Genomic DNA, 15,698 nt, shown 5'->3' with positions numbered 1-15,698 from the left:
CACCCAACCTATACTTCCTTAGCATAACTCTAGGCCCCTTGCCCTTTTCTCATGAACCGGTCCATAAGCTCGATTTTCCCATTTATTGATTTCGATAACCCAGATATCCCGATAGCCGGTGCTTCCCTCTTCAGGCTCAATATTTGTCGCGTAATGAACATACCGCTCATCATCAATAATGATGGCTTCGTTCTCCTTTAACTCATACCTGAATACAATATTTCCCGTATTGGGATCGATTACCTGCGTCTCACCCCCTACCACGTTCTCTCTCGCGGCAACACCAATAACGCTAAACTGATGACCATCTCTATGCGGCCCTTCCGGCACCGTGATTCCGCGATACTCCTCATTGGCAATGACGCGAATCTGATTTACATTCAGATGGAAGATATCCCCCGTATCGATGGGTAGCTCCTGCATAATGCAAGACATCAGTGGAAAAGGATCGATAGTTAATTGCTCTCTGTATCTCAGAACCCCACCAGCTTCTTTTAACTTTATATATTCGGGTGACTGAATATACCGCCTTTTTGGGAGCAGCCCGAATATCCACTCGTTATCTTCAAAATATCCGAAATATTGAGACAACCTTATTTTCCTTAACCTGCCCTTGCTGTGACAGTCTCTGGGAAGCTCATCAAAGGAAGCAATAATTTCATGAGACAGCGCAGGCGTTTCTACAACACAAAATCCATTTTCAATATACTGCTCATTAGTAGGCTTCAAGTCAGTCGTGGTTAATGACATATTCATACTTAGGCCTCCTCTGCCCTTTCTTCAAGATCAAAAGTCGCAATCTCATGCGGCTTCAATGACTCGATGTGCTTTCTGGTGATTCCTCTATAAAACTCACAGGCAGCAGGTTCAACCACATCGACCGCGTCGTACTTCTTTTCCAGAGGCCCCAAGCAAAGCCCACCGCAGAACCCTTCAATTTCACAGCCTTTACAAAACTCGGGATTGTTACGCCGCAACCGTGCGTGGCTAAGATACTCTTCCGAATCCAGAATTCGCTCTTCATCAGATATATTACCTAGAAGAGTGGAACCCGCCTTACATGAAAAAACTGATCCATTTGGCTCAATGCTAAATTGAGCACCCTTTGCTGAGCAGTTTTTGAATCCTCTGTCGGCAACCACGTCAAAGCCCAGCATCACCTGGAAGATCTGGTGCCAATATCCTGTAAGAACGACGCCACGAGTTCTTCCGTACTCAACTACCCGCCAAAGGCGGTCTACAATATTTTGCGTACCGAACTCGGAATAGAATGTGGGATCAAAGTCTACAACGACTCCAATTTCACGTGCCCCAACGTCAACCGCCAGATCCACGATTGATTCGTCGAAGTCATTCCACGTGTCTGAAGTCAAGGCCGAATTGATAGCTACACGGTTGTTGTATTTTCTCAACATTTTGAACCCGTCCATTACAACAGGGGTACTGTCGTCTCCGTTTTTTAGAGGACGGTTTGGGCTTGTTGGGGAATCGAAACTCACGCAAACAGCGACATTATATTTCGAGAATGTCTCCGAAACTTCTTTTGTTATTAGAGAGCCATTAGTAACCGTAGAATAATTTATTATTATGTCGTGATTTTCGCCATTACCAAAGTGCTCAAGGACTGCCTTGACAGTTCTCCAGTTCAACAGCGGCTCGCCACCAAAAAACTGAACCATCACCTCTTTTACGCCAGCAGATCTCGCTACTGCCAGTGAAGACTCCACATAGGAAACACCATCTTCAGGCTTCATTGCTCGATTCTTAGGATCATACTGGTGTTCAAAGCGCTCTTTAGAGGCATAAATTGAATCTTCAATATTAACCTTTATGCCTTCCCTCGCAATTATCCTCGATTCGTCGACTCTATTGAAATCGTCCTCTGCGGAGAGTTCTTTTCCCTGGACACCTTCAAAACAATAGGTGCAACCAAAATTGCACGCATTAGCGAGTATTAACTGGATCACGTTTATTTTCTTTTCAACGGCAGGCCACACATCTTCTTTAGATTCAGCCTCTTCCTCTTTATTCACAATCAACCGCCGTGCAATCAATTGCTGTATCAACTCCTCAGAACGGTCACTTGCTTCCACTTCCATCACATCATTCGATAAAAATCTTGGAGTCGAGAAGCTTTCAAGTAGGCTCTTACTATTGCCATCCAAAAAGCATAACCCACCGAGCTGTCTGTGATAGGCAGCAAAGCGATCACCTACCTGGTTTAAGATCAGATCACTTGAAAGCACGTAGCGACTATCAGCCATATCAACACCTAACCAATTTCTAACTTTTAAATGACGAGGTAGCGCACTCGCACACGCCACCTCGAATATCAATGGGGATTACTTGGTCAATTTTGTTTTCAACTTGGTTGAGCCAAGGGAAGCCCCAACTGTTCCGCCAACAGTTCCACCAACGGTACCTCCTACCGTTCCGCCAACCGTGCCACCCACTGTTCCTCCAACAGTGCCGCCGACAGTTCCACCGATAGTTGAAATATTCTGGTTCATAGTTACTTTCCTTTTCATTATGGATTTGCACTAAGCACAGAGTTATCTCCGTGCTCTTATTTGCGCTCTGATCGAGCACAAATCCTTGTGCCAGGCCAAAAATATGCATTTTTAGACAGTTAAAGGCATCCGGCTATTTGAATAGCAGCATAGAGGTGAGTGGGCATCGTGATCTTGAAAGATCGTGCAGGAAAAGGACTTTTAAACGAGAAGGGGGTCACAGAATTGCGCCTAGGTTCAGCGAAGCATTCTGAGCCATCGGGCCGGGGTTATACCGTAGGCCCGTGTGAAGTGGTTGGTAAGATGACTCTGATCACTGAAGCCGACCATCACGGCAACCTCTGCAAGCGATGAACCACACTGCATCAGTTCGCGGGCTCTATCGAGCCTGCGCATCGTTAGGTAGCGATAGGGACTTGTGCCAAAAAGGCTGCGGAAATCCCTGGAAAGCCCCCATCGATCTCGGCCAGTAACAGCCTCGAGTTCATCCATTGTGATCATTGCGTCTAATGAGGCGTGCATAAACTCTCGAGCCCGTTGAGCAGCGAGAACGTCCAGCTTCTTGCGTTTCGTTGGATTACCGGCGGCTGCAGCCAACGCTTGCGCCAGGTCGTATATTGAGTCTGCCTCCTCCAGGTGATCCAAGGGCTGATCCATATCCTGAAGAAGCGCTCTGGATGCGGCCATTAAACGGGGGTCCTGAGAAAGCCCACCAGGGATATAAGGTAATGGCCTGCCGCCCAGAACCTCGTGAAGCAAGGCCGGTTCAACGTACATTATTCTGTATCGGAAGCCTTCATCCGTACCCGCCTCTCCGTCGTGCAACTCGTCGGGATAGATGGCAATCGTTCCGCCCGGAAGACTATTACGCAGACTTCCGCGATAACGGAAATTGTGAACGCCGGAGAGTGTATGGCCGATGGCATAAGTGTCGTGGCGATGGGGGGTATAACCATTGCCAGTGAAATAGGCTTCGAGGCGATCCAGCGAGGCTGATTTCCTACCGCGTTTTACCCAATCGCCGCTTCGGGTTTGTGATGACATATCTGACGTCCTTGTCTATAACTGCGCTATTCGCGCTAAACCATTTGCAATGCACTATCAGAAGCATCCCAACTCCTAAAAGGCTTGAACGTATCTTATACGCAAGCTATTCGTTGGCCAAATTACCCGATTTCACAATGTGACACCGTCAGGTGGGCAAAAAATGGCTACAATCAGGTAACATGCTAATAAACCCTACGGATAAACCACTCCCCGGACACCAGATCGCGCAGTAAGGATAGGGAATGCCCAAGTTCACCGAGGACAAACTGGAACAGGCGATCATCGCCCTGCTGGGTGAGCAGGGATTTCCTCACACCCCCGGCCCCTCCCTTTCCAGGTCGCCAGACGACGTTCTGATCCGGGATGATCTAAAGACGTTCCTGGCGCGGCGGTATGCCAATGACAACATTACCGCTCATGAAGTTGACACGATCATCAATCGACTGGACACCCTTTCCGCCTCCGATCTATACGCCTCCAACAAGACCGTCCACAAATGGGTAGCTGATGGTTTTCTTCTGAAACGAGAGGACCACTCCCAAAAGGACCTTTACATCCAACTGTTGGACTATTCCGGGCTTCCAGAGCTACGGGAGCCCGAATCGGGAGAAGTGGATACCGTCATCGCCGATGATGGAGAGGACTACCATACTGGCGGCAATATCTACCGGGTGGTCAATCAGTTGGAGATCGAGGGACTCGAAAAGCGGATTCCCGATTCGATTCTCTACATCAATGGCCTGCCGTTGGTGGTTTTCGAGTTCAAAAGCGCCACTCGTGAGAACGCCACCATTTACGATGCCTGGAAGCAACTCACCATTCGCTACGCTCGTGATATTCCAGAACTGATGAAGTACAACGCCCTGTGCGTGATTAGTGATGGTGTGAATTCCCGTTTGGGCTCACTGTTTGCGCCTTACGAATACTTTTATACCTGGCGCAAGGTCACCGGTGACGAGACCATCGAACAGGATGGCATCAACGCCCTGCACACGATGATTCAGGGGTTGTTCGACCACAACCGACTGCGGGAAGTCATCCGACATTTCATCTATTTCCCCGACAAGTCCCATCGGGAAGAGAAAATTGTTTGCCGATACCCACAGTTCTACGCCGCCGGCAAGCTGTTCAAAAACATTCTGAAACACCGAAGGCCCAAAGGCGACGGTAAAGGTGGCACCTACTTCGGGGCGACCGGCTGCGGCAAGAGTTTCACCATGCTGTTTCTCACCCGCCTGCTCATGAAAAGCGTGGATTTTGAAAGCCCCACGATTGTTTTGATTACGGACAGAACAGATCTTGACGACCAGCTCTCCGGCCAGTTCACCAATGCCAAGGAGTACATTGGCGACCAAACGGTAATCAGCGTGGAGAGCCGTAGTCATTTGCGTGAACTACTAAAGGGGCGAACCAGCGGCGGGGTCTTTTTAACCACCATCCACAAGTTCACCGAAGACACCGAACTCCTGACGGATCGCTCCAACGTGATCTGCATCTCTGATGAAGCACATCGAAGCCAGGTGAACCTGGACCAGAAAATCCGGGTTACTGAAAGCGGCGTGAAGCGCAGCTTCGGTTTTGCGAAATACCTACACGATTCACTGCCCAATGCCACGTATGTCGGTTTCACAGGTACCCCCATAGACGCCACCTTGGATGTTTTCGGTAAGGTGGTGGACAGCTACACCATGACAGAATCGGTGAAGGACGAGATTACTGTACCTATCGTTTACGAAGGCCGGGCCGCCAAGGTGATCCTGGACAACGAAAAGCTCCAGGAAATAGAGGCTTACTACGAGCAGTGCGCTGAGGACGGAGCCAGCGAGTACCAGATTGAGGAGAGCAAAAAAGCCAGCGCCAACATGAGCGTGATCCTGGGCGATCCGGATCGGCTACGTACGCTGGCAAAGGACTTTGTTCATCACTACGAACAGCGGGTAGAGGAAGGGGCTACCGTCAAAGGTAAAGCAATGTTCGTGTGCAGCAATCGTAATATAGCTTACAACTTATGGCAGGAACTGATCGCGCTTCGACCACAGTGGAACGAAGTTCTGGTCTGCGAACCCGGTGCCGATCTGTCAGACAAGGACCGGAAAGAAATCAAGCCCATGGAAAGGGTCAAATTGATCATGACCCGGGGCAAAGATGATCCCAAGACACTCTGGAACTTGCTAGGCACTCAGGACGATCGCAAGGAGCTGGACCGCCAGTTCAAAAGTTCAAAATCCAACTTCAAGATCGCTATTGTGGTGGATATGTGGCTCACCGGCTTTGATGTGCCTTTTCTGGACACCCTCTACATTGATAAACCCATTCAGCGCCATAACCTGATTCAGACCATCTCCCGGGTCAACCGAAAATTTGAAGGCAAGCGCAAAGGCCTGGTGGTGGACTACATCGGCATCAAGAAGCAGATGAACCTGGCACTGGCCCACTACAACAAAGCCGACCAGCAAAACATCGAGGAAATCGAGCAGTCGATCATTGTAGTCAAAGACCACCTGGATCTACTCGGCAAACTGTTTCACAAGTTTGATGACCGCCTTTATTTCCAGGGCAGCCCGGTACACCAGCTGAATTGTCTGAACCGGGCCGCCGAGTACGCCCAACTCACGGACAAGATCGAGAAACGGTTTATGGCGTTGGTAAAACGCCTGAAAGCGGCTTATGACATTTGCAGTGGTTCAGAGGGTGTGACCCAGATCGAGCGGGACCAGATTCACTTTTATCTGGCCGTTCGCTCCATCGTTTTCAAACTGACTCGCGGCCATGCCCCGGACACCGCCCAGATGAACGCTCGGGTGCGGGAGATGATGACGGAGGCCCTGAACGCCGACGGCGTGGAGGAAATTTTCAAGCTTGGCGAAGATGGTGCCGAAGCACGAAACATTTTCGACGATGACTATCTGGCCAAAATCGAGAAAATCAAACTTCCCAATACCAAGATCAAACTTCTCCAACAGCTTCTCGCCAAAGCGATCGAGGACTTCAAAAGGGTCAACAAAGCCCGTGGTGTAGACTTCTCGAAGCAGCTTCAGGCGCTGGTAGAAAAATACAATGAACGAAAGGAAGCGGATGTTCTGCGAGGCGAAGTAGTTGAAGATTTCACCGACGAGATTATCGACCGCTACATGGGAATGATCCAGTCACTGAAACATGAAGTTGGCTCCTTTGAGGAGCTGGGAATCGATCTGGAAGTCAAAGCCTTTTACGACATCCTGAAAGACCTGGCGACCAAGTATGACTTCACTTATCCCGAAAAGAAGCTCCTCCCGCTTTCCGAGGCAGTGAAAGCCGTGGTGGATGATAAGGTGAAGTATACCGACTGGAACCGACGCGAGGATATCAAGGCAGAACTGAAGGTGGACCTCATCCTGCTGTTGGGGAAGCATGGCTACCCACCCATTGACCGGGATGAGGTCTACAAAGAAATTTTCGAACAGGCAGAAAATTTCAAGAAGTACCGGCCCACCGCCTCATAACAACTGGCGGGTAATCCTGTATTCCTTCTCGATCTTGGTATGGGAATCATCCGCCAGAAACCGGGCAATCTTTTTGCCCAGCAGTGGCACTTCGCACAAGACATTCAGCGTGACGTAGTTGATGCAGGCCTGGTCTGTGCCCTGAAGTCGCATGTTGCCCTTGATTTTTGCCGGCACGCCCTCGATCCGTACCCGGAATTCGCAATGCCATTCGCCGTCGTCCTTGCGGAACCAGTGCTCTTCCTGTCGCACCCGGTTCCACTCCCGGTGAAAGCTGGAGAGAATACCGGGCACCTCGGTTGAGGCCATCATTTCCCGTTCCACCACAACCTTTGCCGATAGCTCATCGCGGCTCAGTTCCGGTACCCGCACGTTACGGGAACCCAGTCGCTGGTTTTTCTCGTGGATGTGGGCTTCGTCGAAGAAGGCGCCCAGCACCCGCTCCAGGCCAGCATCGTATGAATGTCTCAGTTCCAGTTCCATAACGGCCTCCGTGAATGAATGACCCGATTGTGGGCAAGGCGTGCTGCAGGCACATTGGCCCGCCGGTCATTGGTGGTTGGCACAGTGGTCAGCGGCCGCTGTTAACTGTAATATCCGCACAGGTTAACCGCCGAGAATTCATAACCTGAGCGTCTGACGGAGATTTATCATGCGTAATGCTGACCTCGTCGCCCGCGGCCTTAAATCCGTATGGCATCCCTGCACCCAGATGAAAGATCACGAAGGAACCCTGCCACTGGTCCCCATCAAACGGGGAGAAGGCGTCTGGCTTGAGGATTTCGAGCACAACCGGTACATCGACGCTGTGAGCTCCTGGTGGGTTAACCTCTTCGGCCATGCCAATCCGCGAATCAACGCCGCGATTCAGGAACAGATCGGCCAGCTGGAGCATGTGATCCTGGCCGGATTTACCCACGAGCCTGTGGTAAACCTGTCAGAACGGCTTATTGAAGCGACCCCGGAAGGCCTCAACAAGTGCTTTTACGCGGACAACGGCTCTTCCGCAATTGAAGCGGCGCTCAAGATGAGCTTCCATTACTGGAAAAACCACGGCAAGCCGGGCAAGAAAAACTTCGTGAATCTGAGCAACAGTTATCACGGAGAAACCCTGGGCGCCTTGGCCCTGGGCGATGTTTCCCTCTACAAGGACACCTATCAGCCGTTATTGATGGAAGTGCTGACGGCGCCCTCCCCGGACGCCTTCAACAAGGAGCCGGGTGAAACTGACGAGGAATACGCCCTGCGGCAGTTCGAGGCCATGGAAGCGCTGCTGGCAGAAAAGCACGACGAAATCTGCGCCGTGGTGGTGGAGCCCCTGATCCAGTGCGCCGGTGGCATGCGCATGCACCACCCCATTTACCACACCAGATTGCGTGAAGCCTGTGACAGGTATGACGTGCACCTGATCGCCGACGAGATTGCCGTGGGATTCGGCCGCACCGGCACCCTGTTTGCGTGCGAGCAGTCCGGCATTACTCCGGACTTCATGTGCCTGTCCAAAGGCCTGACTGCCGGCTACCTGCCATTGTCCGTGGTGCTCACCACCGATAAGGTCTATAACGCTTTCTACGACGACTACGAAACCCTGAAGGCGTTCCTGCACAGCCACAGCTACACCGGCAACCCCATCGGCTGCGCCGTTGCCCTGGCGACCCTGGACATCTTCCGCGACGACAATGTGATCGAGAACAACAAGCGCCTGAGCACCTGCATGGCCGACTCCGTGGCCCACCTGGCGGACCATCCCAACGTTGGCGACATCCGCCAGCACGGCATGACCCTGGCGGTGGAAATGGTCAAGAACAAGGCCACCAAGGAGCCTTTCCCCTGGCAGGAGCGCCGCGGCATCCGCGTCTACCAGCACGCCCTCACCCGACAATCACTGTTGCGGCCGCTGGGCAATGTGGTCTACTTTATGCCCCCTTATGTGATCACCGAAGAACAGATCCGCCACCTGGCCCAGGTGGCCACTGAAGGCATCGAAATCGCAGTACGGGACTGACCAACACACCATGCGCATCCCTCGTATCTACACCGACTCTCCTCTGAACGAGGGAGCCACGGCTGAGCTGGACGACAACGCGGCACAGCATGTTGGCCGCGTGCTGCGCATGCAGCCGGGCCAGGAATTGCTGCTGTTCAACGGCGACGGCAACGACTACCCTGCCACCATCACCGAGTCGGGCAAAAAACGGGTGGAAGTCCGGGTTGCCAGCCCGATGGAAAACGCCACCGACTCTCCCCTGGAGATCGTCCTCGGACAGACACTCTCCAAGGGTGACCGGATGGATTACGCCGTTCAGAAAGCCGTGGAAATGGGCGTCACCCGCATCGTGCCCCTGACCACCGAACGCTGCGACGTGAAACTCAAGGGCGACCGCGAAGACAAACGCCTGCGCCACTGGCAATCCGTCGCCACCAGCGCCGCCGAACAATGCGGCCGCGCCCGGGTACCCGAGATATTACCCGTGATGACCCTGGCGGACTGGTTCGAACACACCAGTGACTGCGACCTGCGCCTGGTCCTCCACCACCGCACCGAACAGTCCCTGAACACCATGACCAAACCCGCCCGGGTCGCCCTGATGATCGGCCCCGAAGGCGGCCTCAGCGCGGACGAAATCACCGCCGCCGAAACCGCCGGCTTCCTCCCCGTCGCCCTCGGCCCGCGTGTCCTCAGAACCGAAACCGCTCCGGTCGCCGCCATGGCCCTGTGCCAGTGGCTGTGGGGAGACATCGGAAGCTGACACTTTCCGACCGTGCCGCCGTCGCATGCTGGCAGGCAAGTCATTGACAGAAGCGGCGACTGACAACATGATCCCTTTCGAGTCGAAAAAGGCTCAAAACTGTTGAAGACATCTCCGTGGTTTGGGCTGGCTTACGGGGAGGGTTCTCCAAAACTGTGCGGAGCCATGGATGGCGGAGCCCAAGCGTCACATGGATGTGCCGCAGGAGCGTGTTTTGGAGAACCCTCCCCGTAAGCCAGTAGGCACCAGACCACCAATAACCAGCAAAAAAGCGAACACCGGATGACAAGCCTGCTAAGCAACCCAGAATTCTGGCAATACCTCAGTATCCCGGTCATTGCCGCCCTGATTGGCTGGACCACCAACTGGCTCGCCATCAAGATGACCTTCTACCCGCTGGAATTCGTCGGCAAACCCCCGTTGCTGGGCTGGCAGGGCATCATCCCCTCCAAGGCGCGAAAAATGGCCGCCATCAGCGTCGACGCCACCATCTCCAAAATTGGCACAGTGCGGGAAATCTTCCAGCAGATCGACCCCCAGGTACTCGCCGCCCACATCATCTATACCGTCGAACCCCGCACCGAAGAATACGTCGACGAACTGATGCTCAAGGAATACCCCACCTTCTGGGAAAACCTGCCTGCCTCCGCCAGAAACATGGTCTACGACCGGGTGCGGAAATCCACGCCGCAACTGGTGGACAACCTGGTGGGCGACGTATCCGACAACATCGAAGACCTGCTGGACATCAAAAGTATGGTCATCGAACGGCTGGCTAAAGACAAACGCCTGCTGAACCGGATATTCATCGAATGCGGCGAAGCGGAATTCCGCTTTATCATCAACTCCGGCTTCTACTTCGGCTTCCTGTTCGGACTGGTCCAGATGACCGTCTGGTACTTCTACCAGAGCTGGTGGGTACTGCCTTTCTTCGGCTTGCTGGTGGGCTGGGCCACCAACTGGATCGCGCTGAACGTAATCTTTCGCCCACTGCACGAGAAAAGGATCGGGTTTCTGCGGCTGCAGGGCCTGTTCCTCAAGCGTCAGCAGGAAGTGGCCGAGTCGTTTTGCCACATCGTGACCCATGAAATCCTCACCGTCGGTAATATCATCAACGCCATACTCGAAGGCCCGAAAGGCGACCGTGCACGCAACATGGTCAAGAAGCACATCAAGCCACTGGTGGATGAAACTGCGGGCATGGGCAAGGCCCTGACCCAGGTGGCCTTTGGGCCAACAGGGTTCGCGACCCTGAAGAACCAGGTAGGACAGAAAGCCATCGATATTTCCCGAAGCTCGTTCAACAACCCGGTGTTCGAAACGGACCGGGCCAGAGCCGTGGAAACCATCATGGTTGAACGCATGATTGCCCTGTCCTCGGAAGAATTCCAGGACCTGCTGCGCCCCTGCTTCCAGGAAGACGAGATCAAACTGATTCTGGTGGGAGCCTTCCTGGGCTTTGCAGCCGGTATCTGCCAACTGGTCTTTGTGTTCGGCGGCTCGATTCTCTGATTTTTAGCGCCGGAAAACGGACAGTTATGTCGGTTTATGCTGGGCATAACGGCTGCCGGGATCTATACTCCGGGAGTACGGGTATGTATTTCCCGGCGACTATTCTTTTCCCGGAGGCATCGGATGCCAGGCTTTTTTTCCTGGATTTCAGGACTATTCAATTCCGACGAGCCAGTCATCGCATCAGCCCCTGAATCCCGCCTGCTTAATCCATCTGCGCCGGTGGATGACAATTCGGCCGCAGATCCCGCGCTGATTGACCATCTGGAAGAAAATCTGTTCTGTTGGCTGCTGGATTCGCCCCCCGCGACGTTGCGCTCAGAGCCCGGGCAATGGGAGCACATTCTGGACAATCTGCGCGGGCGAATTGCCAATCAGGAACTGGACGAATTACCACGCCAACCAATGACCCTGCCCATGTTGATGCGGGCGCTCTCCGATGAGAAATCGGACCGCCATCAACTGACCGAGATCATCCTCAACGATCCGGCACTGACCGACCAGTTGTTACAGGTTGCCAACAGCCCCTATTTCCGGCCCGGCGACCAGTCCATAGACTCCGTGGATCAGGCCGTTTTCTTGCTGGGACTGGACGGTATTCGCAACGTGATTTCGGCCGCTATCATGCGCCCGATGATGGCGGCCCGAAACAGCCGCGAAGCCCTTTTTGCCCAGAGGGTCTGGCGCTGGGGGCTTACCTGCGCCCGAAGTGCGGAACTGATTGCCAGGATTCAGGGCCAGGATACCAGCGTCTTTTTTGTGACGGGGTTGCTGCCGGCGCTCTCCTATATCACCTTGCGGAGAGAGCTGCAGCGAATCTGCCGTGCGGAACCGGGGATGACCGAGGCGCCGCCCTCACTGATACACAGCGCCCTCTCCCGCTATCAGTGGGCCACGTCACAGTTGCTGGCCAACGAGTGGAATCTTCCACCCAAGTACCATGCGCAACTGCTGGCGGCAGAGCGCCCTGCTCCGAATCAGAAGCAATCCCCGCTTAATGACGGCATCATTGTCGGAACCCGGGAGGTGCTGCGGCATGCACACCAGCGCAACATGCCTGAGGGAGACGTGCTGCGTATCATCCATATCTCCGGTGAGCAGTTTACCCGGGTGCGCAAAACCATCCTCGATGTTCTTGAGGCAGGCGCCAAAACCCGCGCCTAGGCTTCTTTCCGGCCTTCCACTTCCTGTCTCAGCAATTCGGCGAAAGTGACTGATTCGTCCTCTGGAGCCCTGGCCCTGAGTCTTTCGGGTATCCGGTAAGGCAGACGGTCAACCACACGATCCTCATCGTGGCGAATAGCTTCAAGAACGCCTCCGATGGTAATCCGGTCCAGCGACTGGCCCGGAACCAGGCAGTCACCATTACGACCCGCCAGCGCCAGCAGTCGTGCACGAATGAGCTTGTCGCTGATTCCGCGGGTTACCTCACCGGGCACTCGCAGGGTATGTTCAAGATCTTCCTGCTGGGGGGCCGGCCGGCCTTCACTGAATGGTTTTGCCACCAGCCACATCAGTGCCAGGCCAGTATTCTCCTGCAGTTCCGGGGATAACCTTACCTGGCTGCGCTTGGCGACTGCGCCGGGATTCTGCAGATAAAATGCGATGCTGGAGCCCAGCAAAAGGATGATCCAGTTCAGGTAGAGCCAGATAAGCAGGATGATACCGATGGCGAAGCTGGAATAGATGGCGGCGTATTTCGCCGAGCCTGCCACAAATGAGGCAAACAGCATGCCTGCAGCCTGCCAGGAAATGCCTGCAATCAGACCACCGATAAAAGCGTAACGCAGCTTCACTCTGGTATTGGGAATAAACACATATACAAAGGTGAATGCCCCGACCACCAGCAGGAACGGGGTAAAGCGGGTGGCAAAGATAATTACTGAACCCAGGGGTTCCACCGCCATCAACGCCTGGACAAACGCCGACGAGAAGATGGTGGCACTGATGCCGATGGCCGACACCATCAACAACGGGCCGATCATGATCACGCTGAGGTAGTTGCTGAAGCGCTGGGCCATGGAACGCATATCCGGCACCCGCCAGATCATATTGAAGGAACGCTCGATTTTCTGCACCAGCGAAATCACGGTATAGACCAGCAGAGCCAGGCCCACGGAGCCCAGCACACCTACCTTCATATTATCCACGAACCCCAGAATCTGTTCGGCAATCTCGATGCCCTGTGGGCCCATGGGCTCAAAGAACTGGTAAAGGAAGGGCTCCATACGCTGGTGCACGCCCAGCGCCTTGAGTACCGAAAAGCTCAGCGCCAGCAGAGGCACGATACTCAACAGGGTGGTATAGACCAGACTCATGGCGTGCAGGGTCAGGTTGCCGGCAATGATATCCCGCACCAGGGCATAGGCCGTGCGCCCGGTTTTATACAACCAGGTCCACGGCCATCTGTGCGGTGGATTGGGATTGGCCAGAATCCAGGTTTCAGCTTCCTGGAGCCGGTCTTTAAATTGGATAGAAGCCACACGACGTCCCGTTTAACAGTGTATTGTGCGAATTATAGGCTAGGAGAGTAACCGTAAAATCAGACAGATAACAGATTACGCGCGGTAATCTCCACAATCCTCTGCCTCGCCTCCCGGCTCGCCCAGGCCGAATGGGGTGTCACTATCAGGTTGGGAATATCGTCCGCCAGCAGCGGGTTGCCATTGCGGGGGGGCTCTTCCGTCAAGACGTCAAAGCCTGCACCGCCAATAGTTCCGGCGCGCAGGGCATCGGCCAGTGCCTGCTCATCCACCAGGCCACCGCGGCTGGTGTTGATCACCAGCGCCTCCGGTTTCATCATCTTCAGCTCGCGGGCACCGATCATGTTCCGGGTTTCGTCCGTCAACAGGCAATGCAGGGATAGCACGTCTACCCTGGGCAGCAATTCATGCATGGGAATGCGAGAGTAACCATCCACCTCGCCAGCGGCCTGGCCCGGCCTGGCACCCAGCAGGATGTTCATTCCGAACGCCTTCGCCCGCTCAACAACGCCCTGTCCCAGATCGCCATAACCGACAATCCCCAGCGTACGCCCTTCCAGCTCCATGATGGGGTGATCCATCAAACAGAACATCGGGCTCTGCCCCCAACGACCGGCGCGCACATCCCGGTCGTAATCCAGCAACCGCGTGGCCAGCGCCAGCATTAGCGCCATGGTGTGCTGGGCCACGGTGGAGCGGCCGTAGTTGGTCACGTTCATCACCCTGATGCCGTGTGCCTTCGCAGCCTCCTGGTCTATGTTATTCAACCCTGTGGCCACCACCGAAATCGTCTTCAGCTCCGGGCACGCCTCAAAATGCGCCTGCTTCAGCACCACCTTGTTCACCAGCACCGTATCGAAGCCCCGGATACGCTCCAGCACCTGCTCCGGTGACGTGCGCGGGTGCTTCACCATCTCTCCGGTTACGGCTTCGATCGGCGACAGGTCCACATCATGACCCAGTGTGTCTGCATCCAGAAATACGGCTTTCATCCATCGATCCTCATTCGTGATGTTTTCGATCAACCAACAGTCTCCAAGATTAAGTTAGACTGATTAAAACCTCCAACCAGTGAACAAGGGGAACACACATGGAACACGAATTCTGGCACGAACGCTGGGCCAAGAAAGAAATCGGCTTCCACGAAGGCACCGTGAACCAGTACCTCCACGACCACTGGCCCGAACTTGCCGGCAGCGGCACGGGTGCTGTCCTCGTGCCCCTGTGCGGGAAAGCCCATGACATGTGGTGGCTTCACGACCGCGGCCATCCCATCATCGGGGTGGAGCTCAGCGACGTTGCCTGCAAGGACTTTTTCGAAGAGGGCGGCGAGAAAGCCAGGGTCCACCCCGGCGAGCCCTTTACCACCTTCAAGCACGACGACCTGGAACTCTGGTGTGGCGACTTCTTCCAGTTGGTGCCGGAGGATCTGCGACACGTGAGGCTGGTCTACGACCGTGCCGCACTGATCGCCCTGCCCCCGCATATGCGCAAGGACTACGTTGACCACCTGACTGCGGTCATCCCGGACGGCACGCGAATCTTGCTGATTACCCTGGATTACGACACTGACATCAAGGGTCCTCCCTTTAACGTCAGCGATACAGAAGTCCGGGAACTGTACGCCGGCGATTACGAAATCGAACACATCCTCACCAATACCCTGGCGAAAGATCACCCCTTTACCAAGCGCAAAGGCCTTGCTGGAGCCACCGAAAGCGTGTTTCGGCTGCAGAAACGCTGATACACAATTTAATGAACCTTAACGCTTCTCCCCCTGTCCAAGTCCCGAAGCTTGAACTAAGCTCAAAATAACCGGACCGAAATGAGCGCACCAGCGTAATTCGGTTCGGTACTTCCTATACTTTCACTCATAACCATAACCACCGTCCGGGGCGACGGATCCAACAGCAA

At 54.3% G+C, this 15,698-nt stretch carries 13 protein-coding genes; 6 read left to right on the top strand and 7 right to left on the bottom strand.

Annotated features, from left to right (window positions below; genetic code table 11):
- Window positions 1-18: 18 nt before the first annotated feature.
- From QPL94_RS07340 to QPL94_RS07325, 4 genes are all read right to left on the bottom strand, one after another.
- Window positions 19-756 (bottom strand): 2OG-Fe dioxygenase family protein, encoded by a 738-nt coding sequence (locus QPL94_RS07340; protein ID WP_285356516.1) that lies wholly within the window; start codon window positions 754-756, stop codon window positions 19-21.
- A gap of 2 nt (window positions 757-758) precedes the next feature.
- Window positions 759-2,264: a radical SAM/SPASM domain-containing protein gene (locus QPL94_RS07335; RefSeq protein ID WP_285356515.1), complete on the bottom strand. Its 1,506-nt coding sequence runs from the start codon at window positions 2,262-2,264 to the stop codon at window positions 759-761.
- A 78-nt stretch (window positions 2,265-2,342) separates the two neighbouring features.
- A complete protein-coding gene (locus QPL94_RS07330) occupies window positions 2,343-2,510 on the bottom strand; it encodes a hypothetical protein (RefSeq protein ID WP_197025691.1) in 168 nt (55 codons plus the stop codon).
- Window positions 2,511-2,747: 237 nt separating this feature from the next.
- The gene (locus QPL94_RS07325; protein ID WP_285356514.1) at window positions 2,748-3,554 is read right to left on the bottom strand and encodes an AraC family transcriptional regulator; all 807 of its coding nucleotides are present in this window, start codon (window positions 3,552-3,554) and stop codon (window positions 2,748-2,750) included.
- A 245-nt stretch (window positions 3,555-3,799) separates the two neighbouring features.
- Here QPL94_RS07325 and QPL94_RS07320 point away from each other — a divergent pair, with 245 nt between their 5' ends.
- On the top strand, window positions 3,800-7,039 hold the full coding sequence (locus QPL94_RS07320) for a type I restriction endonuclease subunit R (protein ID WP_285356513.1): 3,240 nt from the start codon (window positions 3,800-3,802) through the stop codon (window positions 7,037-7,039).
- Here QPL94_RS07320 and QPL94_RS07315 read toward each other — a convergent pair.
- Window positions 7,034-7,522: a DUF2505 domain-containing protein gene (locus QPL94_RS07315; RefSeq protein WP_285356512.1), complete on the bottom strand. Its 489-nt coding sequence runs from the start codon at window positions 7,520-7,522 to the stop codon at window positions 7,034-7,036. The two genes, QPL94_RS07320 and QPL94_RS07315, sit on opposite strands and share 6 nt — an antisense overlap.
- Window positions 7,523-7,691: 169 nt before the next feature.
- Here QPL94_RS07315 and QPL94_RS07310 point away from each other — a divergent pair, with 169 nt between their 5' ends.
- The 4 genes from QPL94_RS07310 to QPL94_RS07295 all read left to right on the top strand — a co-directional run bounded on the left by QPL94_RS07310 (window position 7,692) and on the right by QPL94_RS07295 (window position 12,465).
- Window positions 7,692-9,044, top strand: coding sequence for an adenosylmethionine--8-amino-7-oxononanoate transaminase (locus tag QPL94_RS07310; RefSeq protein WP_285356511.1), 1,353 nt, complete (start codon window positions 7,692-7,694; stop codon window positions 9,042-9,044).
- Window positions 9,045-9,054: 10 nt separating this feature from the next.
- Window positions 9,055-9,789: a 16S rRNA (uracil(1498)-N(3))-methyltransferase gene (locus QPL94_RS07305; RefSeq protein WP_285356510.1), complete on the top strand. Its 735-nt coding sequence runs from the start codon at window positions 9,055-9,057 to the stop codon at window positions 9,787-9,789.
- 282 nt (window positions 9,790-10,071) lie between these two features.
- Entirely contained in the window at window positions 10,072-11,301 is a 1,230-nt protein-coding gene (locus QPL94_RS07300; protein ID WP_285356509.1) for a DUF445 domain-containing protein, read from the top strand.
- A gap of 123 nt (window positions 11,302-11,424) precedes the next feature.
- Window positions 11,425-12,465: an HDOD domain-containing protein gene (locus tag QPL94_RS07295; protein ID WP_285356508.1), complete on the top strand. Its 1,041-nt coding sequence runs from the start codon at window positions 11,425-11,427 to the stop codon at window positions 12,463-12,465.
- On the opposite strand, the gene QPL94_RS07290 is transcribed toward QPL94_RS07295, so the two are convergent.
- Together QPL94_RS07290 and QPL94_RS07285 are read right to left on the bottom strand one after the other, a co-directional pair.
- On the bottom strand, window positions 12,462-13,784 hold the full coding sequence (locus QPL94_RS07290; protein ID WP_285356506.1) for a YihY/virulence factor BrkB family protein: 1,323 nt from the start codon (window positions 13,782-13,784) through the stop codon (window positions 12,462-12,464). The genes QPL94_RS07295 and QPL94_RS07290 overlap by 4 nt on opposite strands.
- Window positions 13,785-13,843: 59 nt before the next feature.
- Window positions 13,844-14,776 (bottom strand): D-2-hydroxyacid dehydrogenase, encoded by a 933-nt coding sequence (locus QPL94_RS07285; RefSeq protein WP_285356505.1) that lies wholly within the window; start codon window positions 14,774-14,776, stop codon window positions 13,844-13,846.
- Window positions 14,777-14,874: 98 nt separating this feature from the next.
- On the opposite strand from QPL94_RS07285, the gene tmpT reads away from it, so the two are divergent.
- The gene (gene tmpT, locus QPL94_RS07280; protein WP_285356504.1) at window positions 14,875-15,528 is read left to right on the top strand and encodes a thiopurine S-methyltransferase; all 654 of its coding nucleotides are present in this window, start codon (window positions 14,875-14,877) and stop codon (window positions 15,526-15,528) included.
- Window positions 15,529-15,698: the final 170 nt, after the last annotated feature.

This window comes from Marinobacter sp. SS13-12 (assembly GCF_030227115.1).
Lineage (GTDB): Bacteria > Pseudomonadota > Gammaproteobacteria > Pseudomonadales > Oleiphilaceae > Marinobacter.
Note: the sequence above shows the minus strand (reverse complement) of the source record. Positions and strands in the feature narration are given on the sequence as shown.

Bases quoted from the DNA above. Each gene is read 5' to 3' on its own strand.
- QPL94_RS07315 (WP_285356512.1), bottom strand. From the start codon at position 7,522: ATGGAACTGGAACTGAGACATTCATACGATGCTGGCCTGGAGCGGGTG.
- QPL94_RS07295 (WP_285356508.1), top strand. From the start codon at position 11,425: ATGCCAGGCTTTTTTTCCTGGATTTCAGGACTATTCAATTCCGACGAG.
- QPL94_RS07300 (WP_285356509.1), top strand. From the start codon at position 10,072: ATGACAAGCCTGCTAAGCAACCCAGAATTCTGGCAATACCTCAGTATC.
- QPL94_RS07320 (WP_285356513.1), top strand. From the start codon at position 3,800: ATGCCCAAGTTCACCGAGGACAAACTGGAACAGGCGATCATCGCCCTG.
- QPL94_RS07335 (WP_285356515.1), bottom strand. From the start codon at position 2,264: ATGGCTGATAGTCGCTACGTGCTTTCAAGTGATCTGATCTTAAACCAG.
- QPL94_RS07340 (WP_285356516.1), bottom strand. From the start codon at position 756: ATGAATATGTCATTAACCACGACTGACTTGAAGCCTACTAATGAGCAG.
- tmpT (WP_285356504.1), top strand. From the start codon at position 14,875: ATGGAACACGAATTCTGGCACGAACGCTGGGCCAAGAAAGAAATCGGC.
- QPL94_RS07330 (WP_197025691.1), bottom strand. From the start codon at position 2,510: ATGAACCAGAATATTTCAACTATCGGTGGAACTGTCGGCGGCACTGTT.
- QPL94_RS07285 (WP_285356505.1), bottom strand. From the start codon at position 14,776: ATGAAAGCCGTATTTCTGGATGCAGACACACTGGGTCATGATGTGGAC.
- QPL94_RS07325 (WP_285356514.1), bottom strand. From the start codon at position 3,554: ATGTCATCACAAACCCGAAGCGGCGATTGGGTAAAACGCGGTAGGAAA.
- QPL94_RS07310 (WP_285356511.1), top strand. From the start codon at position 7,692: ATGCGTAATGCTGACCTCGTCGCCCGCGGCCTTAAATCCGTATGGCAT.
- QPL94_RS07305 (WP_285356510.1), top strand. From the start codon at position 9,055: ATGCGCATCCCTCGTATCTACACCGACTCTCCTCTGAACGAGGGAGCC.